The following is a 19,818-nucleotide window of genomic DNA, read 5'->3' on the forward strand; positions in this document are numbered from 1 at the left end:
TTAAAAATGAATAGATTTTTCTTCATTAACCTCATACTATTCTTTTCACTTTTATCGTGTAATAAAGATCAAAAAGTCACCCATCGCTTGGAAGGATTATGGAATATTACCTCAATTGAAAAACGAACTTTTGATTCGAATCATACTTCCGTAAATTTAATGGAACGGCAAAAAATGAGTATTACACTTGAATTTGGACCTTGTCATCAAAATGATCATCAAGATTGTCAAAGTTTTTATCGCGTTGTAGACTCATCGGGTTATGTTCAAGAGATGAACTACAATTATTTCGTGAGTGAAAGTGGTAAATATTTAAGTTTTAATCATGAGTTAGAGGAATTCGATCATAATTATCATATTATTTATTTGAAGGATGACTTATTAAGACTGGAGGAAGAGAAAGAAAATGAAAAACTTTTTATGGAATTGGTTAAAATGTAAAATTTAATCAATAGAAGGTTTCTTCCTTAACTCTTTTTTTACACTGTTTTTTTGTTTTGATCCTTTTCTTTTTGCGATAGATCCTTTACTCGGTTTAGTAGGTTTCCGAATCTTTTTTACTTGAATCGCTTCATTAATAATTGATAAAAACCGGTCTTGAACAATTGTCTTATTTTTCAATTGACTTCGAGATTCATCACAATTTAAAATTAAATCTCCTTGTAGATTAATTAGGTTTTTAAGCTTCTCTTCTACTCTACTTTTTTCATTTTCAGTTAGACCAAGGGAGTTCCTCACATTAAAAAATAGATAAACTTTAGATTCAATTTTGTTCACATTTTGACCACCAGGGCCTGAACTCCTCGCTGTTTTATATTTTAATTCTGTCAATAAAACCTCCTTTCGCATACTTAGCAAACGGTTAATTATCAAAAAGGTTGTGAAAATAAAGGTCGAGATTTATAAATTGAATTTCAATAAACAATCTCGACCTTATTTTAACGAACATCATAAGGTTTAAATCCTATAGATAGCACCAAAATTTCTTCGAACAATTTCTCTTTTAATTTCCCTGAGCACTAGCATAATAAGTAGAAGCGATAAAAGTCCAATTATTAGAACTCTTTTTATGTGATCATTTGGATTTGAATAAGTCGGAAAAATAGGCAAACCTTCATTCCTTTGTGGGTCAGCCTCTACTCTATTCATAAGACTCGGATCATCTAATTTATTGTAATACTCTTTGACATAAGGCTTATATTCAGATGCATTCCAAGCTGTCAAATCTTCGAGGTTTTCTAATTCATCTACTCTTCTTTTTACTACTTTCACACAATATTTTTGACCTTCTTCGCAGGTAACATCACCTTTATAGGCATTAGTGATAATATATCTTCCTTGAAAATGCTCTTTGTTGGGGGTAACATGGAATAAAAGATCTTGAGGATGAGTTTCACGGGCATAACGAAGATGTAAACGTGTAAAAAACACATCATTACTTGCTTGGTTGGTTCGATTTAGTGCCCAATCTACTCCAGCTTCTTTTAAATCAGTAAAAATTGGTGGTGGCCCAACACAAGGATCACATTTCATTCCTGTAAATTGAGGGCTAACATTCCATGCATACTCTAAGAATATCGCTTCTTTTTTCTCTTCCTTATGCGCTTTTTCGAATAAATCGACGTAAAATGAACCAAATTTTTGACGCACAAATTCAGGAATCATTTTATTGGAAGGAATTTTAGTTGTTCGATAATTAGTACTTTCCACTCTACCTTCTTTCGTAAAAGCATATACTACCATATCTTGTTCACCCGTTGAATTCGCCATGCCTAAACGAATTGGCAACATAAATTTGTCAGAATTATAGGTGATTTGCAACGGTCTTAAGTCTTTAACATCATCCATATTAGGATCATCAATATACTTCTTCACTTTATTCATACCTGACATTTGTGCCATTTTATCAGCATTTACTTTCACCACGAAAAACTTCATATTATTCTTGATATAAGGCTCTAAAACTTCATCAGCTGCAGTTGGAATTTTATAATCGTTTTGAATTAACCAATCACGTAGCCCCGTTGATTCTTTTGCGGACAAAATCAAAACATCATACTCTTCAATTTCATATTTCGCTTCAATTTTAACCCCGTAATCCTGCATTGTAGGCATTGCGGTTAACTTTTCACTAGTGAAATCGGCCCTTGTTGTTACAGATTCTGCATAATTATAGAACACTTCAGGTTGATAACATGGTGCTTGGTCGTGATATTCTACTAGCCGTGGTCCGGAATAAGCATCAAGTTTAGAGAATAGTGAGCTTGGAACAACACGAATATCTTCTTGACTCAATACTTCAGGAACTGGTATTACCATAGCAAAATCTTTTACATTTCCTTTAAAATCATTTGACATGGTCACTGTTGTTTTCTGGCCATCTCTTACTAAAATTACCTGAGAAGTTTTATTAAAAAGTTTGGTGTCAGCTTTTGCTACATAAAAACCACAAAAACTCAATCCCACACTCGACATTCCTGCGAGCACGAGAACGGATAAAAATTGTTTCATCATTGTTTAAATTTTAATTATTAATTATTGATTTTTTCAACCATTCAAATTTCTTTGCTGGATACACTTTATCCAATAGAACAGTTAATGGCGTCATAAAAAAGAGTACCCAAATTGGTGCAGTATAGATTTGCATGAAATTGCTTAAACTAAAAGTGAGGAGCGCTAAAATTATTGCCCAAATAACCCTAGATTTTTTGGCATTGGGTATTGTCATGGGGTCAGTAATCATGAAAAAAGAGAATAACAATAGAGTACCATTTGAGAATTTGTGAAGTAAGACATCCATCTCCCACCCCTGATAAAGGTACATTCTACCAAATTCGAATAGAAATAATGTTCCTAAAAAGACCACTGATGTTTCCAATCGTCCTACTTTATGAAGAACAATTCCTCCCAATACGGATAAAGTAAATAGGAACACCGCATTGCTACCCCATTGTCCCGGAGAAATCCATGCATCACCTATAAATAGAAGGCTAAAAATAATGCCAAAATTTGCAGGATTAAATAGGTGTTTTCCTTTTATTCTAATCAAAAATTTACTCGATATCGCAATAACCACTGCAAGGGCAAGCGTTAGAATTGAGGCCGATTTAAGTATTAAACAAATTCCTAAAGCAGTTATCAAAGCACTTTTTAAACTATGTAAAGGTTTTTCACACCATTTCAACCATAAGAATTGAGTGATAAGTGCCAAACCAATTACAACAATTAATTGAAGATTGGAAATTTCCCAATTTAATTGAGTGATACCAAAAATTAAAAAACTTGCTAAATATAAAATTTGATAATTACGAGCATCTTTAAACACTCGCCATCGACTAATATTTATACCAATTTTAAAAGAAGGTTTCATAATCTTGTTTCGGATCATAATCTTATTTTTTTTGAACTGTACAATGACATCCTGAAAAGGTTCATTATTTTTGATTAGCAGAATTATCCAAAGAATATGAATAGATGCCTTATTTTCACTTTGACTTTGAATTTGATTTTTACACTCAGTTGCACTGAAGGTGAAGGACCTACCTCTCAAGAGTTGGTTTCAACAAAAAAAGAAGAAGCGAAAAAGCTTTTCGAATCATTTTACGCATGCTACGAGATAGCTAAAGACACTCCTCCATTTCAAACTGATTTTATAGATTACCCTGCGCAGGATGTTATTGTAAATTATCCAGAGAGTAATGTTTATCAAATTGGTTTTGAAAGTTTTAAAGATTTATCTCTTCCATTATTGATTGAGCTCGATGGAACGAGACGAAGGGAGCATGCCGATATGGCGCAATTGTTTAAAATTGATTTATCTGGATATAAAGAACCGCATAATTATCCTCTTAATGAAGGCTATTCTTATCATTCACATGACCTAGATGGTGAAACGATTTGCAAAAATGCTATTCTTCATTTTTTAAACACAAAGTACTTACTTATCAATCGTGTTCAAGAAAGTTTAATTCCACATGTATTCAATGACAATCAGTATGTTCAGGGATATTCAATCGGCGATGTTTTAGTTTTTAACCTTGAGACAATTGATCTCATAGGAGGTTTTACATTTGACGTGAAAAGTCCTGAGAGTTATAGCTTGAAGGAAGGACTTGATGCAGGCTCTAATCTAAAGGCAGAATTAACGATGAGTGTGTATAATAAAATTAAGTCGAAATTTAAAAAGCTGACACCATGTATACCAAGTAATCAAGGATTCGAATTTTAATTTCTATGCACGCAATAAAACATATTCTCATTTTTCTTCTTGCAGGGGTTACTTTTGGACAAAATGCTAATGAATTATTGGATGAAGGAATATTACTGAGAAAATCAAATAAACGGCAAAAAGCGATTCAAAAAATAGAAGAAGCATTGGAAGTAGCAATGGAAACAAAAGCAATTGATATTGCCATGGAATGTCACGTAAATTTGGCAGAATTAAAGGATAATTTGGTTAATTACAAAGAAGCGATGGATCATTATCGTTCTTATTTTAAACTCTTCAAACAACAATCCGATCAAAACCAAAAGGAATTAGTGACTTCTGTTAACGCATTGGAAAACTCCGTAAAAGATCACCAACAAGTAATTGCGAACAAAGAATTTGTTCTCGACTCATTAACCAATGAAAACCTAAAATCAGAATTAGAAATAAGAAAATTAGAACTCGATAATCAGCGAAAAAAGTTTGCTGCTGAACAAGATGAAAATCGTCGGAAAATCCTCTTGTTTACAGTTTTATTATTCGCAATTGTAGCTGGTTTTATGGCGAGAAGTTACCTCAGAAAAAGGAGAACAAGTATTTTATTGAGTGAGAAGAATAAAATTATTAGCGAGGCAAAAGAAAAGTCGGATGAGCTTCTTTTAAATATTTTACCAAAAAAAGTAGCGGAAGAATTAAAAAATAGCGGAAAGACAAGTTCATCTTTTTATGAAAATGCAACAGTAATGTTCACTGATTTTAGCGGGTTTACTAAATTTTCTGAGCAACATAGTCCAGAAGAACTTGTTTCAATTGTTGACTTTTACTTCAGTCATTTTGATAAAATAATTCAAGAGCATGGAATTGAAAAAATTAAAACTATCGGTGATGCCTATTTATGCGTGAGTGGCATCCCTACAGAGTTGGATAATCATGCGCATAAAATGCTTGATGCGGCCAAAACGATAATTGCTTTTGTAAACGATACGAAGAATGAAAAGGAAAAAAAGGGAGAGCCATTTTTAGAATTAAGAATAGGAATTCACTCAGGGCCTTTGGTAGCAGGTGTAGTTGGTTCTATAAAATTTGCTTATGATGTTTGGGGAGACACTGTTAATATCGCCGCTAGAATGGAACAAAGTGGACAAGTCGGTCGAATTAATGTATCGCAAAGTGTATACAACATGACAAAAGATGCTTTTGAGTATGAAAACCGTGGAAAATTAGAAGTTAAGAGTAAAGGAAAAATGGCGATGTATTTTCTACGGTAAACAACAGTAATGCATTAAATTACGTTAAAATATAAAAATCAATAAAAAAATGTTAGATATTCGTAAAAATGATATGACTTAATTAACCTATGCCGACACAAAATTTAACGCAACCTTTTTCATGTACTTATAGTCCAAACGTACCTGAGTTACTCCAGAAGCTGGACTGTTCAATTGCTATTTCGACATATCAAGCGGGTAAACTGGTGTTTATTTCACCGGTTGACGATGAAAAATTAGTTCAATTGCCTAGAACTTTTGAAAAACCCATGGGGATAGCTTATGATTCGATCAATCAAAAAATAGGATTAGCCTGTAAAAGTACAGTTGAAATTTTTAGAAATTCGGATGAGTTAGCGAAGTATTATCCTAAAGCACCTAACCGATACGATGCACTTTTTGTACCACGTTCAACTTTTTATTCAGGAGCGATAGACATTCACGACTTACGATTTGGAAAATCGGGCACAATATTTGGTGTCAACACCTTGTTTTCTTGTTTAGTAAAAATTGATGATGATTATAGTTTTACTCCTTATTGGACTCCTCCATTTATCGATGATATGGTATCAGAAGATCGATGTCATTTAAATGGAATGGCTATGGAGAATGGCTTACCTAAATATGTTACGATGTTTAATCAAGGTAATAAAAAGCAAAGTTGGAGAACTCGGATTACCGAGACCGGTACTTTGATGGATATAACAACAAATAAAGTCTTAAATGAAGATTTAGGTATGCCTCACTCCCCATTGATAGTTGGAGACAAGCTATTTTTATTGCAATCTGCTAAAGGAAATCTTGTTGAAGTTGATCGGAAAACAGGTGAAATCACAGAAATTGTAAATTTGAAAGGCTTTGTAAGAGGCATGGCCTATTATAAAGACTATTTGTTTATCGGTTTATCTAAACTTCGAAAAAACTCGAGCACATTTGCTAAGCTACCAATTGCAGATTTAGCCAACCATTCAGGCATTGCAATTGTACATGTTCCAACAGGGGCATTCTGCGGAGAAATAAAATACCACACATCTGTCGATGAAATTTTTGATATTGAAATATTCCCCGGTTTTAAACGCCCGAATATTTTGAATAAAAATAGAGAAGAAAGTCAATTAGGAATATCCATACCCCAAAAAACATTTTGGGCCGTAAAACAATAAATATGAAAAAGAATAACCAAATCGCCATGAATGATTTCAAAGCTGTTGCTAAAGAAATCAATCTTCACATTAGAACGGGAACGTGGAAGGAGCTTTCCAACACTGTAAAAGACAGACTTTCAAGTCGTCTTTCAAATTTATACTACCGTCTTAAGCACTACTTTTCAAAAGAAACCTTATTCAAAACACTAGGTGCTGCAATTTTCTTGATTTCTGGCAATTTAAATGCCCAAACTTTTGCTCCGCATATTGCCAATCCATTTGGTATCGAAGAGGTCTCGGCGTATTTTCATCAACCTGAATTTGTTGATTTAGATGGTGATGGTGATTTGGATATATTAACTTCAACTGCAGAATCAGAATCCTTTTTATACCAGGAAAATATTGGAGATAATTTAAATCCTGAATATGCAGAAGGCGTTTTAAATCCATTCGGACTTTTACCTTCTTACTACACTTATACTCCTAGAGCGGTTGATATTGACGGAGATGGAGATCTCGATATATTTTCAACCGGAGATTATGGTGAGTATACTTTCTATGAAAATATCGGTACAGCGACTGAACCAGAATTTGCAGCAGAAGAGTTGTCCCCATTTGGAATGAGCGATACGTATAGTTTTTTAGTTGGTATTGTTGATATGGATAATGATGGAGATTACGATATTGTATCTACAATGATAGAAATTGAAGGGTATGCTTATGATTTTGGTGTTAAGTATTATGAGAACACAGGATCAGCTACTGCACCAATTTTCGGGGAGATAGAAGGTGTTATGGATGCTTTTGGTTTAACCCCTACTCCTTCTGAATATATGTTGACTTTTGGAGATTTAGTTGATTTTGATGGAGATGGTGATTTTGATTTAATGCGTGTTGATTTTTATGGTGACAAAATCTATTACCATGAAAACATTGGCACTGCTGAAGAAGCTGAATTTGAAGGTGGGGATGGTATAGAGGATCCTTTTGGTTTAGATGTTGATTTACCTGAATCGTATACTTCAGGTGTAACAATGGTAGACATTGACGATGATAGCGATCTTGATGTGTTTTTTACGGACTACTATGGTGGAACTCACTTTTTTGAGAATAAATCAATAAATATTGGAATTGATGAAAGTCCTGAGTCACTGAATTTGACAATATTTCCGAATCCTGCAACTCACACAATACAAATCGATGGAGATATTAATAGTCAATCTATAGAACTAATCAATGTAATGGATTTAAATGGCCGTACTATTCTAACATTTGACAATAAGTCGCCTTTAGTAAATGTATCAAGCTTAAATTCCGGAACCTATATTCTTGAAGTTCAAACAATAAACGGAAGAACTATCACTGAAAAATTCAATAAGCAATAAAACTAATTCATTACGGAATTGGTTCAACCGATTCCGTAATGATTTCTGATAATAATTTTAAACTATCCTTCTCAAATAATAAAGGTAATTCAGCTAAGGGTTTGCCAATTGGAGCTTCATAATTTAAGTAGTCTTGAAATCTCATTTTACCAATCATGCGCGAATTAAAAGCTGATCGGAATCTCACCCCTCCTCCATTCGTACTGTATTTGTAGGCGATAAAATCAACCTGATTTGTATTCTGGTTGATCCAATAATAAAACACATCATCGAAATCAGTTCCGCCACCCTCTTCATCAAAATGTACACTAATCGTAGCATAAACAGATTCATTTATTATACAATCATCCAATTTAGTTTTATTCGCTGCGGGATCTTTAAGTTTTAATGGAAGACAAACAAAGTAAATCACAGAATTTAAGGATTCAGCATATTTTGCTTCCTCTTCTTTTGACAAAATTAGTCTAGCTCCATCTGCATAACGAACAAATCCATTATTCGTAAGCGTATCTCTTAACAACTTACCCGACTTATTTGATGATTTCGAATATATATAATTACCCTCATTGAATTGGAAACTATATTGATCACCCCTAAAAACAAACCTATAATTGCCTAACTCACCATGAGCGTGATAAACGCTATCCAATAATGAATCTACTGGTTCAACTGTGTGGTTGTTTCCAACCGTTTTTTCACCATTAATACCAGAATTACAAGCACTAAATACACTTAAGGCCAATGTCAATCCAATTATTATTCTCATATCCTCTTGATTTGACCGATGGGTCAAAAAGTTTATCATTAAGCCTTATCAACCTTGACAGCAACAAATCCTTTAGGTCCTGATTCTATCTCAAAGCTAACTTTATCACCTTCTGCAATCGGTTCGTTTGTATTATTGACGTGCACAAAGTAACTTTCTTGCGAATTAGAATCTTTTATAAAGCCATAACCTTTCTCATCATTAAAAAAGCTTACTTTACCTTGATGGATTGGATCCTCTTCAATATCCTTTTTTTTAGGAACTCCAAGGACTATATTTGAAGCATCAATTTCTTTCTTCTTTTTTGTTGGATCCGGTGGAGTATCTGTAATCATTCCATTTTCATCAACGTAAGCAATCATATCGTCAAGGCTATTGCCTCCCGATTTTTCTTTTCTGGCTTCTTTCTTTGCTTGTTTCTCCTTACGCTTTTGGATTTTTTTCTTCTCTTTTTCTTTTTTGTTAAATGTTTCGTTTGATCTTCCCATTAAAATATTTTCATTAATAATTCAGTCTATTACACGGAGCGGTTGCTATTGTGTTAAAAGAAAGACTTGAATTAGGAAGCGCACACCCCACTTCAATCAAAGATTTGCTAGAAACAATAACGACTGTCTTAACCCTGCAAGACTTTACAAAGTTAGGGCATTTAAATCCTAATCCCTAAAAAAAATGAATAAGTTCTGAACAAAACTGTTTTTCGTTTGAATCTGAATCAAAAGCGAATGGACACTGAAAATTCTGAATAGACATATTTGCCCTGATGTTTTGCCGGGAACCAATTGGGCATTTCTTCAATAACGCGAACAGCAGCTTGATCTAAATCTGGGTGAATTGAATTAGAAATTTTTACCTCTTCTACTTCACCTTTAGGGTTAATAAGAAAAGAGACCATAACAGTTGGGTCACCAATATCATTAGCAACATTAGGTATTTCTAAATTTGAATTAATGTAGTTACCAAGCTTATTTGATGCTTTCACATCGTTGTATTTATGTCCAAATCGTGACATTCGTTTGGCTATTGAATAAACCTTTTTACCTGACTCGCTGAAATAGTACTGTGCAAGCATTCCCTTTCTAGGATGGTAAAATTCGGCTCGTTGAAACTCATTTCCAATATCGTAAAATTCAATCCATCCATCTAGTTTTCCTTTTTTTAAAGATCCTGATTGATATTTTGCTCCATTATCATGATAAACTTCAAAAGGACCACTGAGTTTATTTTTGGTTAATTCGATTCCTCCGCATTTTTTTAATGAATTCAAACTTATTATTTCAACAGTCAATTCTTTTTTTGACTGCGGAATGATAATATAATATTCCGCTAATTCCGATGATGGGACAATGTTCATTTCCTGTGAAAAATAGACGGTATCCTTTTGGGCATTACCGTGGAAATTATGAACTAAAAAGAAAGTTAAAAACAATAAATATCGCACAAAAAGTAGTTTGTCAGAGAGTAGTTCCATTTGAATAACGTTATACATCTATTTAAGTCACAAGAATATTTCTTTAAAACTTTGATTTTACAAAGATAAATATCATATTGAAGAACTATGATTACAAAAGAATTATTCATTTACCTTTCTAAACTAGAAAAAAACAATAATCGTGATTGGTTTAACAAAAACAAAGCGAGTTATCTTCAATATCATGCAGAAGTTAAGAATCTCTTTCAAGACGTGCACGATCAATTAGCCAAACAAGATCAAATAGAAAGTCATAAGTTGATGCGAATTTATAGGGATATTCGTTTTTCAAAGGATAAGACTCCCTTTAAGCCTCGTTTTGCGGGTAGTTTTAAACGAGCAACACCTGCTTTAAGAGGTGGGTATTTTTTAAACATCCAGCCTGGAGCCTCTATTGCCGGTGGCGGATTTTATGGCCCAAATCCTAAAGATTTAAAAAGAATTCGTGAAGAATTAGAGATGGATGCAACACCTCTCAGACAAATCATCAATGAGCCTAAATTCTCTCATGTTTTTGGATCATTACTTGGAGAAGAGGTAAAAACTGCTCCTAGAGGATTCAGTGCAGACCACGATGCTATTGATTTGATTCGTAAAAAACAATTCTATGTAATGCACCAATTCACGGATGAAGAGGTCATGTCGCCTGATTTCAGTAGTAAAGTTGTAGAAGTATATAAAACGATTCTCCCTTTTTTCGATTATATGAGCGAAGTGCTTACAACGGATTTAAACGGAGAATCGATTCTTTAACTTACCTAGTACCAAAAGAGATTTCTGTGATTAGTTCTTCTTTAGAAACCTGCGATGGGTCATTCATGTATCGCTCGAATGGAAAGTACTTTTTATCCGCTTTAAATTCTTTGTTTCTACTCATCATTTGTTGTAATGTCCATGCATTTCCCAAATGATCATAAGGTCCAGTATGGCGAACAGTATGTAAAGTAGATTTTGGCAATTCTCCAATATAGAATGGTGCGTCAATTTCAGTTTTGCTGTCTACAATTACTCCAACGGCATATCCCACTTGTCTATTTTTAATATCCCATTTATGGTACACAGAAACAACCTCCCCTGCTGGTTTGATATTTTGTTCATGAATATAACGCATCAATTTTTCAATGTTTTGAGACATATCCTCTCCCATATTATCAATACTTGCAGACCCTTTTAAGCCAATAAAATTTTCGCCTTCAAACTGTTGCTTACCAAGTATATCGAGTTTCGAATTTACGTGACCTACTTCTACATATTCTTTTAAGAGTTTAAGACCTCTTTCAAAATCCATTCCAATGAAAGCCGACATTGCTTTTTTCATCCAGAACATAAAAAATGGTAAGCTACTTTCCATTTTCCAGGCTACCGAAGTCCCGTCATGTTGTTCGGTTAGCATTAAACTCACCTTTGCTTTCGATTTGTAAGGCTTGAGAAAAGTTAAGTCAATATCTACTTGTTTATCCTCAATTTCATTGGTAATCTGCATGGTACCAGAACCTATCCTATTCCCCTCCCAACTTTGAAATTTTCCATTATCCTTTACCTCTACTTTAACACCATCTTCTAATATCATCCATGGCGACCAACTCCCCCATTCCCCTAGATTATTGATTTTTGGAAATATATCAATTGGTTTCGCATCAATGTGTATTGTGCGTAAAACTGTCATTTTTGGCATAATCAATCGTTTAAGTTCAATAAAAAATAGTGAAAATATCGATTTTCGACTATATATTAAGATTAAATCTTTTAAAAAGAGAAGTATTCCAACATGACCGAACGAGAAGTTTTCGTTTGATACTCTTCAAGCAATTGCTGAACAATAGGTTTTTGAATGATATGGTCAAATGAATGAACTACCTGATTTAAGTTGCGATCCTTAAACCTACAACACTTTTGATAAGTTTTTAGTATATCAATAAACTCAGGTTTGTTTTGTTTCTTTAAACGATTATCTAAGGTTAAAAAGAAACTAGTGCCACCCCAATAAAATGAACTGTATTTATGATGCGTCATTAAACTATCTGAAACTTCAATAAAGGTTTTCGTTGTAGATTCATAATACGGTTGAGTTTCTTTTATTTTAGCTCTGTACAACGAATCAAATGACTTCTCAGTGATATATCCCATATTCATGAGTATTTTTCGACTCAAATAGGTCGCAAAACCTTCTGTGAACCACTTATCTTGTTTTCCAATAAATGGCATTGCTAAATGACTAAATTCATGCGGCGCTGTCCAATCTTGTTTTAATTCTTCTAGTGTCGCATTTGGATTAACATATAGTTTAATGCTACTTTTCTTATTCTTTCGACTAGCTAAACCAAAAGAAACAGGTGTTGAACCTTGATCTGATCTTAAAAAGTTTACATGTACTTCAAAAGGATACCTTCCAAGCGTATTTTCTGTGGCACTGTAAACGGTTTTTATCCATGTTTCTAATTTTTCTTTTTCTGATTCGGAAAATGAATCTTTCCAGTTAAAAATAAGTCCTTTTTTTGAAAGAATTGGCGCTTTATTATTCATGGTTTGATCAGTCATATTCTTCTGATCATTTTTACAGGAGAAAAATAATATAACAAAGAATAAAAATATCATTGAATGACCAATGTTTTTCATACCCATATCCATATGTTCGAATTTAGACAATTGGAATGAATTGTTGGGATGGAAATTAAACTTATTTTATATTTAACAGTCAAAGGATTAAAACTGAAAATTTTATGCGAACACTTTTTACTTGTTTTTATTTGAGCATGACGATGGGGTTTTCTCAATCATACTATTTTCCGCCTATCGATTCGGAAGAATGGGAAACAATAACCCCTTCTGACTTGGGCTGGTGCACGGAAGGATTTGAACCCTTGCGTGATTATCTTCAAGAGAAAAATACAAAAGCGTTTCTCATTCTTAAAGATGGGAAAATGGTTTTTGAAGAATATTACGAAGGATTTCATTCAGACAGCCTTTGGTATTGGGCATCCGCAGGTAAATGTATAACAGCTAGTTTAGTTGGTATTGCTGAGCAAGAAGGAGATTTAACGTTAAGTGATAAAAGTACGGATTATCTGGGGGCTGGATGGACGGATCTTTCATTAGAAGAAGAAGAAATGATTACAATTTATCATCAACTGACAATGACAACGGGATTGAACGATTCAGATGATTTGGATTGTACTGATCCAGAATGTTTAACTTATTTAGCTGATCCGGGAACTAGATGGTCTTACCACAACGCTCCCTATACTCTATTGGATGAAGTTTTGAATTCTGCTACAGGATTAAGTTTAAACCTTTATGCTAACTTGAAATTGGAGGCTATAACTGGAATGGATGGATTATTTATACCACTTGGTTATAATAATGTATATTTTAGTGTACCTAGAGACATGGCTAGATTCGGTATACTCATTAATAATAATGGGACATGGGAAGATTCTGAGGTTATTAATTCAGGTTATGTAGATGAGATGACCAACACCAGCCAAGAACTGAATAAGTCTTATGGTTATCTATGGTGGCTAAATGGTAAAGAGTCTTTTATGATTCCACAAACCGAAGTGGTATTTGACGGTCCAATTGCGCCAAATGCACCTGATGATATGATTTCTGCACTAGGAAAAAATGGTCAAATATTAAATATTGTTCCTTCTCAAAACTTAATTGTCGTTCGTATGGGAGAGGAACCCGGAGGTATTGAAAGTTTGGTACCTACAATTCTAAATGATAAGATTTGGGAATATTTAAATGAAATAATATGTGAAACCGCTTCTATCAATGACAATGATTCTTTTGACTTAGATGTTTATCCAAATCCTACCAACGGTAAAATTCAAGTTAACCACAATAGTCCAAACACTTTAAATTATGAGTTATTCGATCAATACGGAAGACTATTAATGCACGGTGTTTTGAATGAATCGAATACAATCGATTTAACGTTATATGCAAAGGGAAGTTATTATATCCGATATACTGATGGGCAATCCATTCATACATCTTCTATTGTTCTAAACTAACAAGAAAATAGGTTCATAAAAAAACCCAGTCACAAGTGACTGGGTTTTTAATTTTAAAATTGTTTGCTGTTATTGGATAGCAACTTTTTTGCTTTCAACAATACCATCAACTTCGATAGCAACAACATAGATTCCAGGAGCTAAATCATTAATAGCAACTGAAGAAGTTCCTTGAGCCATTACTAAATTTTCAGTTTGAACAGTTTGACCGTTCATGTTAATGATAGAAACATTTGCCATTTCTGAACCGTTTGTTCCTTCGTTTACAATTACTAATTCATCTCCTGAAGTGTAAACTTGAGAAAGTGATAATCCTAACTCTTCAACACCTGTGTGAACTGGTAATTCAGCAGTAAAACAATCTAAGTTGTTTGAAGTATCATCATCACCAACAATAATATCTTCGATTGTCTCACCATCTCCTGAGAAAGAAGCGATTCCGATTCCGTAAACAACCACACAAATTTCATAAGAAGTTGCAGCGTCAACACCAACCCAATCAATTCCAACAGTAGGAACAGTGAATGTACCTCCTGGAGCGATATCATCAGCAAGGATGTATCCATTAACACCACCAGCAGCTAAATCTAAACCTACAATAGAACCTTCAATTCCAAGGCTGAACCATAAAGTATCTCCAGCAGAATAAGTATTATCACTCATGTTCTCAGCTTCGAAATCGATCATTAAAGGATCTGAAGTTGAAGTAGAACCTGAAGTTGGGGTAATTAAGTTAGCAGCCCAATCATTTTGTGCACCTGCAGAGAAAACCATTGCTGTAGCAGCAATTAAAGTGTAAATTTTTTTCATACTTGTTTTTTATAAAATTATTAATGAACCAAATGTAGTAAAAAAAAAGCGGAATTCTTTGGGCGTTTTTAATTATAAGAGGGAAAAGGTGTTAAAAATGTAGCAATTTATTAACACTAAAATGTGATTTTTTAGTTATTGTCCAAAACATAAAAAATCAGAAAACTAACTTTGACGTAAATGTTCGACCATTAACACTTATACTCACAATGTACAACCCTTTGGTTGAAGTCGGAATTTCGTACCAAAGGACAGAGTTTTGAACCATTAATTCGGTTTTAACAATTGATTTACCTTGCAAATCATAAACCTCAATATTAACGAGACCTAACGATTCATGATCATTTGAAGAAAGTTTGATTCTATTTTCGAAATTAATCATTTCAACAGATTCTATTGAAACCTCTTCAAGAGAAGTTGTATAATCAGGTAAAACAGCTGTAAGACAAGTTTTATTATTGAATGAATTATAGTCACCAGTATAGAAATCTACCAAATATGACTCTATTCCTACCCCATACACTACTGCACAAACGTCAATAACTTTACCAGAGCCCCATAAGGGCCATTCAAAAACATTTCCTATTACAATTTCTTCTCCAGAATTTAGGGGTTCGGTAAGAATCATTCCGGTATAATATCCAACATTTAATCCGATATCATAAGATAAATCATCAATTATATATCCGTACCATATGGTGTCATTCTCAGGAATTGTATAATCACCTTCGTTAATAATGGTAAACGATCCATTAAACGGAGAGTCTTCTATGTAAGTCCCCTCTTCATAAGCGTTCCAAGTTGCGGAAAGATCATATTGTGCTTTAGTATACTTAAAGCAAAAAAGCAAAATCAGAAAGATGTAAAAGCTATTTCTGTTCATTTTTTTTATATAAACTGCAAAGTTAAAATTAATTCAGTTAACATCATTTAATTAATTGATAGAAAGCAATTTTCCCGCCTTTTCCTGTTAAAATCATATTTGTTTCTGAAATAGAACACGTATAATAACCTTCAATGGTTAGGCGTATCCATTCTTTCCCTTGATTTTGGGAATAAAAAGTTCCATTTCTTCCTGTTGCAACGATTAGCGAACCGTCATTATTTGAATGGATGTTCGAACAATACCCGGCTAATCCTTTGGATCTATTTTTCCAGGATTTTCCATAATCATCAGTGAAATAACAAATTTTCTTATTGTAGGTAGAATCTTGATAACTTCCACCGATTATCATTCCTGTAGAATCATTCCAAAAATCTATTGAATATATACCAAAACTTTCATCGCCAGAACGCACAGGAGTCTCTATAGATTTCCATGAGTCGCCACGATCTTTGCTAAAAAACAATCGAGCTGTTTCACCTAATCCACTTGCAAAATATACGATAGAATCCGAAACTGTTACAATTCCTGAACCAGAAGCAGCAAACCCCGCTTCATTTTTCAATACTTTCGGTCCATTTATATAAGTCCAATTACTACCACCATCACTTGTTCTTGCTAACATGAATCTATCTGATACAGGATCACCATAAACAATCCCATTCTGCTGATCCCAAAACGCGAAGCCATCCCAGAAAACGTTAGCTGTATCTACAACAATTTTGTTAACTCTACCATCATATTTGTAGATCTTACCTTGATTCCCTGCATTCATGAAAAGAATTGATTTTTCGTCCAAAATTTCTAAATCCCTGATATCTTCTACTCCTCTAATTTTGGATGACTCTCCTGTAATTAATTGACAATTCTCAATTTTGAAAACGGAAAAGTAACCTTCCAAACCTCCCATTACAATGGTTTTATTTTTAATCTGAACAGCTCTAGAACTTTTGCTATTTGAACCAACACCGTTATAAGTTTCGGAAAAAACCCTTGAATGGTCTTGGCTGCATCCATTTATCAAGAATAAAGATGTGAACAAAAAAATACTAGAAAAGACTTCCTTGACTATCGTCTTCGTCATCTTTAATAGGTTTTGATTTTTTTGTCTTTTTTTCTTCATTGATATCCCATTCCATTTCAACTGGACTGTCATCTGCTACACCTGTGTCGACAGGTTCGTCCGTTTCAACCTTTTCTTTAACTTCTGGTTTTGGCCAAGGTTGATCTCCTTCTATTGGGTGCATCAACTCTATCTCTTTTACTTTCAGTTTTGTTAACTGATTACCTTGAGTTTTCATACCTTTAACATCAATGAATTCATTTAAATTCACTTCCTTATCCGGCAAGTTCTTCGTCTCTTTTAATCGTTTATTGTAAACGATTTTAGCCATTGGTTGATAAGCTGTTGAAACGACTTCTAACCTCGAGTTTTCAGCTTCTGAAATAAAGGACGTTTTTTTATCCGATTTTATATCAACTAAGAAGCGTTTGACAAAATACAGCTCTTTTTCACCATCATAATAAATTGTGCTAATCGGATGATCAGGGTGCCATTTTTCAATATGAATTAAATCATCGGCGAAACGATTGGAAATATCAAAATTCGTTAAGCGTAACTCCCCAGAATTATATAGGGTTAATAGCTTATCATCTCCTTTAAAAGAACCTAAGAATTTTCCGCGCCCTTCAACATTTAGACGACTTACAGTGTCATCCCACCATATTTTTCGTGCAGCAAGAGTTGATTCTCCAACTTCTTTTTGAACAATTTTGGATACAATTTCTTTTGTTGCAATATTTCCGCCTGCTCCACGACCTTTAATAATTAATTCTCCAAAGTCAATATCAAATCTGACTCTTTTTAAATGAGGACGTGGCCTTAATTGAACATTCACAATTTCTCGCTCGCCATTCGGATGAACAGAAAAGTAATAAACTTTAGAACCTTTGGTGTTTTTAGTAATTGGGTATTCCTTATCTCTTGTTACGCTCTTGACAGCGAACCTTTTCATATAGGTTGGTCCACCTTCTGGGCCATCGCGGTATATTAGATGATAAATTGTACGAACATCTCCTTTTTTCCATATTCCGCAGTACATGATGTTTTTACCAACGAATTTCTTATCTGCAATTCGTGTAACCATAAATTTACCCGATTTAAAAAAGATAATCACATCATCTAAATCACTACAATCCGCAATGTATTCAGCTTTTTTCAAGTTGTAACCGATAAATCCTTCTTTCTTATCAACATACAATTTTTTATTTGCTACTACTACCTTTTTCGCAGATATCGTATCAAATGCTTTAATTTCAGTCTTTCGTTCTTTTCCTTCTCCAAACTTCTTTTTTAAATCTTTAAAATAATCGATTGCGAACTCGATTAGGTTAGCCAAATTCTCTCGAATTTCTGCCATTTCATCCTCTAAGGAAGCAATGTGATTATCAGCCTTGTCCGCATCATGTTTAGTGATACGGCGCATTCTAATTTCTAGAAGTTTCTTTACGTCATCATCTGTCACCTCTCGACGTAAATGCTTGATATGGGGTTTTAGTAATTTGTGGGTAACATCAATTGCTTCATCATATGTTTTTCCGTCAAATTCGATATAAATTTTATTCTCTATAAATATTTTCTCAAGTGAAGCGAAGTGCCAAGATTCTAATAATTCATTCAAACGAATCTCCAATTCCAATTTTAATAATTGAACGGTATCGTTAGTATTGATTTTTAAAATCTCATTGACACTTAAAAAGTGAGGTTTATCATCTAAAATCACCGAACTATTTGGTGAAATAGACATTTCGCAATTCGTAAACGCATACAAAGCATCTATTGACTTATCAGGTGACACACCAGTCGCAAGATAAACCATGATTTCAACTTCAGCGGCGGTATTATCTTCAACCCTTTTAATTTTAATTTTACCTTTATCGTTTGCCTTTAATATTGAATCAATCAAAGAAGAAGTTGTTGTACCAAATGGAATCTCAACAATTTTTAAGGTTTTGGAGTCGACTTTTTCAATTTTGGCTCTTACTCTAACCTTTCCACCTCTTAATCCTTCATTGTATCCAGAAAAATCAGCTAGTCCACCATTTTGAAAATCGGGCAAAATATTTACGCTTTTCCCTCTTAATACATCAATTGACGCATCAATTAGTTCATTAAAATTATGAGGAAGAATCTTGCATGCCATTCCAACCGCTATACCCTCTGCTCCTTGTGCTAATAAGAGCGGAAACTTCACTGGTAGCATAACTGGCTCATTATTCCTACCATCATAAGAAGGAATCCATTTCGTTGTTTTTGGGTTAAACACAACGTGGCTTGCGAACTTAGAAAGTCTAGCTTCAATATATCTTGGTGCCGCTGCAGAATCACCGGTTAAAGTGTTTCCCCAGTTTCCTTGCATGTCAATTAGTAAATCTTTTTGTCCCATTTGGACTAAAGCATCGCCTATAGAAGCATCCCCATGAGGGTGATACTTCATGGTATTACCAATAATGTTAGCAACCTTGTTATATCTACCATCATCCATTTCTTTCATGGAATGAAGGATTCTACGTTGAACAGGTTTTAGTCCATCTGTTAACGCGGGTACTGCTCTTTCAAGAATTACATACGATGCATAATCTAAAAACCAATCTTTATACATTCCTGATAAGGGAATGATTTGATCGCCATTGTCATCTCGCTCAATTCCTTCCGAGTCTGACGAAAATGCGTCATTATTTTGTTCTTCTTCTGGTTCTTGATTCTCTTCTGACATAGATTAACTTTCTGCGATTAACAAAAATAATCAGAACTTAGAGATGTTTTTGCACTATTTTTAGGGAGTTATTAACATTCAGATTTTAAAT

19 protein-coding genes are annotated in these 19,818 nt (G+C 33.9%); 7 read left to right on the forward strand and 12 right to left on the reverse strand.

Annotated features, from left to right (window positions below):
- Positions 1 to 6: 6 nt before the first annotated feature.
- Positions 7 to 441, forward strand: a complete 435-nt coding sequence (locus A8143_RS01030; protein ID WP_070137123.1) for a hypothetical protein — start codon at positions 7 to 9, stop codon at positions 439 to 441.
- A gap of 3 nt (positions 442 to 444) precedes the next feature.
- On the opposite strand, the gene arfB is transcribed toward A8143_RS01030, so the two are convergent.
- From arfB to A8143_RS01045, 3 genes are all read right to left on the reverse strand, one after another.
- Complete coding sequence (gene arfB, locus A8143_RS01035; protein ID WP_070137125.1) at positions 445 to 849, reverse strand: alternative ribosome rescue aminoacyl-tRNA hydrolase ArfB; 405 nt, start codon at positions 847 to 849, stop codon at positions 445 to 447.
- A 108-nt stretch (positions 850 to 957) separates the two neighbouring features.
- Positions 958 to 2,514: a DUF2330 domain-containing protein gene (locus A8143_RS01040; RefSeq protein WP_070137127.1), complete on the reverse strand. Its 1,557-nt coding sequence runs from the start codon at positions 2,512 to 2,514 to the stop codon at positions 958 to 960.
- 10 nt (positions 2,515 to 2,524) lie between these two features.
- A complete protein-coding gene (locus A8143_RS01045; RefSeq protein WP_217494769.1) occupies positions 2,525 to 3,388 on the reverse strand; it encodes an RnfABCDGE type electron transport complex subunit D in 864 nt (287 codons plus the stop codon).
- 78 nt (positions 3,389 to 3,466) lie between these two features.
- Between A8143_RS01045 and A8143_RS01050 the strand changes: the two genes are divergently transcribed.
- The 4 genes from A8143_RS01050 to A8143_RS01065 all read left to right on the forward strand — a co-directional run bounded on the left by A8143_RS01050 (position 3,467) and on the right by A8143_RS01065 (position 8,005).
- Positions 3,467 to 4,228: a hypothetical protein gene (locus tag A8143_RS01050; protein WP_070137129.1), complete on the forward strand. Its 762-nt coding sequence runs from the start codon at positions 3,467 to 3,469 to the stop codon at positions 4,226 to 4,228.
- Positions 4,229 to 4,233: 5 nt separating this feature from the next.
- The gene (locus tag A8143_RS01055; protein WP_070137131.1) at positions 4,234 to 5,475 is read left to right on the forward strand and encodes an adenylate/guanylate cyclase domain-containing protein; all 1,242 of its coding nucleotides are present in this window, start codon (positions 4,234 to 4,236) and stop codon (positions 5,473 to 5,475) included.
- A gap of 89 nt (positions 5,476 to 5,564) precedes the next feature.
- A complete protein-coding gene (locus A8143_RS01060) occupies positions 5,565 to 6,638 on the forward strand; it encodes a TIGR03032 family protein (protein ID WP_070137133.1) in 1,074 nt (357 codons plus the stop codon).
- A gap of 2 nt (positions 6,639 to 6,640) precedes the next feature.
- The gene (locus tag A8143_RS01065) at positions 6,641 to 8,005 is read left to right on the forward strand and encodes a T9SS type A sorting domain-containing protein (protein WP_070137136.1); all 1,365 of its coding nucleotides are present in this window, start codon (positions 6,641 to 6,643) and stop codon (positions 8,003 to 8,005) included.
- 10 nt (positions 8,006 to 8,015) lie between these two features.
- Here the strand turns inward: A8143_RS01065 and A8143_RS01070 are convergent, their stop codons facing one another.
- The 3 genes from A8143_RS01070 to A8143_RS01080 form a co-directional block, all read right to left on the reverse strand.
- The gene (locus tag A8143_RS01070) at positions 8,016 to 8,771 is read right to left on the reverse strand and encodes a DUF6503 family protein (protein WP_139134229.1); all 756 of its coding nucleotides are present in this window, start codon (positions 8,769 to 8,771) and stop codon (positions 8,016 to 8,018) included.
- 38 nt (positions 8,772 to 8,809) lie between these two features.
- The gene (locus tag A8143_RS01075; protein ID WP_070137140.1) at positions 8,810 to 9,259 is read right to left on the reverse strand and encodes a cold-shock protein; all 450 of its coding nucleotides are present in this window, start codon (positions 9,257 to 9,259) and stop codon (positions 8,810 to 8,812) included.
- A 227-nt stretch (positions 9,260 to 9,486) separates the two neighbouring features.
- Positions 9,487 to 10,260, reverse strand: a complete 774-nt coding sequence (locus A8143_RS01080) for an energy transducer TonB (RefSeq protein ID WP_070137142.1) — start codon at positions 10,258 to 10,260, stop codon at positions 9,487 to 9,489.
- Between the two features lie 69 nt (positions 10,261 to 10,329).
- On the opposite strand from A8143_RS01080, the gene A8143_RS01085 reads away from it, so the two are divergent.
- Positions 10,330 to 10,995: a DUF2461 domain-containing protein gene (locus A8143_RS01085; protein WP_070137144.1), complete on the forward strand. Its 666-nt coding sequence runs from the start codon at positions 10,330 to 10,332 to the stop codon at positions 10,993 to 10,995.
- Between the two features lies 1 nt (position 10,996).
- On the opposite strand, the gene A8143_RS01090 is transcribed toward A8143_RS01085, so the two are convergent.
- Positions 10,997 to 11,917 (reverse strand): SRPBCC family protein, encoded by a 921-nt coding sequence (locus A8143_RS01090; protein WP_070137146.1) that lies wholly within the window; start codon positions 11,915 to 11,917, stop codon positions 10,997 to 10,999.
- Between the two features lie 71 nt (positions 11,918 to 11,988).
- Positions 11,989 to 12,888: a hypothetical protein gene (locus A8143_RS01095; protein ID WP_139134230.1), complete on the reverse strand. Its 900-nt coding sequence runs from the start codon at positions 12,886 to 12,888 to the stop codon at positions 11,989 to 11,991.
- Positions 12,889 to 12,962: 74 nt separating this feature from the next.
- On the opposite strand from A8143_RS01095, the gene A8143_RS01100 reads away from it, so the two are divergent.
- Positions 12,963 to 14,258 (forward strand): serine hydrolase, encoded by a 1,296-nt coding sequence (locus A8143_RS01100; protein WP_070137150.1) that lies wholly within the window; start codon positions 12,963 to 12,965, stop codon positions 14,256 to 14,258.
- 69 nt (positions 14,259 to 14,327) lie between these two features.
- On the opposite strand, the gene A8143_RS01105 is transcribed toward A8143_RS01100, so the two are convergent.
- The 4 genes from A8143_RS01105 to A8143_RS01120 all read right to left on the reverse strand — a co-directional run bounded on the left by A8143_RS01105 (position 14,328) and on the right by A8143_RS01120 (position 19,727).
- A complete protein-coding gene (locus A8143_RS01105) occupies positions 14,328 to 15,068 on the reverse strand; it encodes a T9SS type A sorting domain-containing protein (RefSeq protein ID WP_070137152.1) in 741 nt (246 codons plus the stop codon).
- Between the two features lie 157 nt (positions 15,069 to 15,225).
- On the reverse strand, positions 15,226 to 15,951 hold the full coding sequence (locus A8143_RS01110) for a T9SS type A sorting domain-containing protein (RefSeq protein WP_070137154.1): 726 nt from the start codon (positions 15,949 to 15,951) through the stop codon (positions 15,226 to 15,228).
- 43 nt (positions 15,952 to 15,994) lie between these two features.
- Complete coding sequence (locus A8143_RS01115; protein ID WP_139134231.1) at positions 15,995 to 17,035, reverse strand: WD40/YVTN/BNR-like repeat-containing protein; 1,041 nt, start codon at positions 17,033 to 17,035, stop codon at positions 15,995 to 15,997.
- Complete coding sequence (locus A8143_RS01120; protein WP_070137158.1) at positions 17,001 to 19,727, reverse strand: DNA gyrase/topoisomerase IV subunit A; 2,727 nt, start codon at positions 19,725 to 19,727, stop codon at positions 17,001 to 17,003. The genes A8143_RS01115 and A8143_RS01120 overlap by 35 nt, the downstream gene beginning before the upstream one ends.
- Between the last annotated feature and the right edge of the window lie 91 nt (positions 19,728 to 19,818).

Source organism: Crocinitomix algicola, assembly GCF_001661595.2.
Lineage (GTDB): Bacteria > Bacteroidota > Bacteroidia > Flavobacteriales_D > Crocinitomicaceae > Crocinitomix > Crocinitomix algicola.

What these genes read in the sequence shown, in the direction of transcription:
- A8143_RS01030 (WP_070137123.1), top strand. Translation starts at nt 7, where the DNA reads ATGAATAGATTTTTCTTCATTAACCTCATACTATTCTTTTCACTTTTA.
- arfB (WP_070137125.1), bottom strand. Translation starts at nt 849, where the DNA reads ATGCGAAAGGAGGTTTTATTGACAGAATTAAAATATAAAACAGCGAGG.
- A8143_RS01040 (WP_070137127.1), bottom strand. Translation starts at nt 2,514, where the DNA reads ATGATGAAACAATTTTTATCCGTTCTCGTGCTCGCAGGAATGTCGAGT.
- A8143_RS01045 (WP_217494769.1), bottom strand. Translation starts at nt 3,388, where the DNA reads ATGATCCGAAACAAGATTATGAAACCTTCTTTTAAAATTGGTATAAAT.
- A8143_RS01050 (WP_070137129.1), top strand. Translation starts at nt 3,467, where the DNA reads ATGAATAGATGCCTTATTTTCACTTTGACTTTGAATTTGATTTTTACA.
- A8143_RS01055 (WP_070137131.1), top strand. Translation starts at nt 4,234, where the DNA reads ATGCACGCAATAAAACATATTCTCATTTTTCTTCTTGCAGGGGTTACT.
- A8143_RS01060 (WP_070137133.1), top strand. Translation starts at nt 5,565, where the DNA reads ATGCCGACACAAAATTTAACGCAACCTTTTTCATGTACTTATAGTCCA.
- A8143_RS01065 (WP_070137136.1), top strand. Translation starts at nt 6,641, where the DNA reads ATGAAAAAGAATAACCAAATCGCCATGAATGATTTCAAAGCTGTTGCT.
- A8143_RS01070 (WP_139134229.1), bottom strand. Translation starts at nt 8,771, where the DNA reads ATGAGAATAATAATTGGATTGACATTGGCCTTAAGTGTATTTAGTGCT.
- A8143_RS01075 (WP_070137140.1), bottom strand. Translation starts at nt 9,259, where the DNA reads ATGGGAAGATCAAACGAAACATTTAACAAAAAAGAAAAAGAGAAGAAA.
- A8143_RS01080 (WP_070137142.1), bottom strand. Translation starts at nt 10,260, where the DNA reads ATGTATAACGTTATTCAAATGGAACTACTCTCTGACAAACTACTTTTT.
- A8143_RS01085 (WP_070137144.1), top strand. Translation starts at nt 10,330, where the DNA reads ATGATTACAAAAGAATTATTCATTTACCTTTCTAAACTAGAAAAAAAC.
- A8143_RS01090 (WP_070137146.1), bottom strand. Translation starts at nt 11,917, where the DNA reads ATGCCAAAAATGACAGTTTTACGCACAATACACATTGATGCGAAACCA.
- A8143_RS01100 (WP_070137150.1), top strand. Translation starts at nt 12,963, where the DNA reads ATGCGAACACTTTTTACTTGTTTTTATTTGAGCATGACGATGGGGTTT.
- A8143_RS01105 (WP_070137152.1), bottom strand. Translation starts at nt 15,068, where the DNA reads ATGAAAAAAATTTACACTTTAATTGCTGCTACAGCAATGGTTTTCTCT.
- A8143_RS01110 (WP_070137154.1), bottom strand. Translation starts at nt 15,951, where the DNA reads ATGAACAGAAATAGCTTTTACATCTTTCTGATTTTGCTTTTTTGCTTT.
- A8143_RS01115 (WP_139134231.1), bottom strand. Translation starts at nt 17,035, where the DNA reads ATGACGAAGACGATAGTCAAGGAAGTCTTTTCTAGTATTTTTTTGTTC.
- A8143_RS01120 (WP_070137158.1), bottom strand. Translation starts at nt 19,727, where the DNA reads ATGTCAGAAGAGAATCAAGAACCAGAAGAAGAACAAAATAATGACGCA.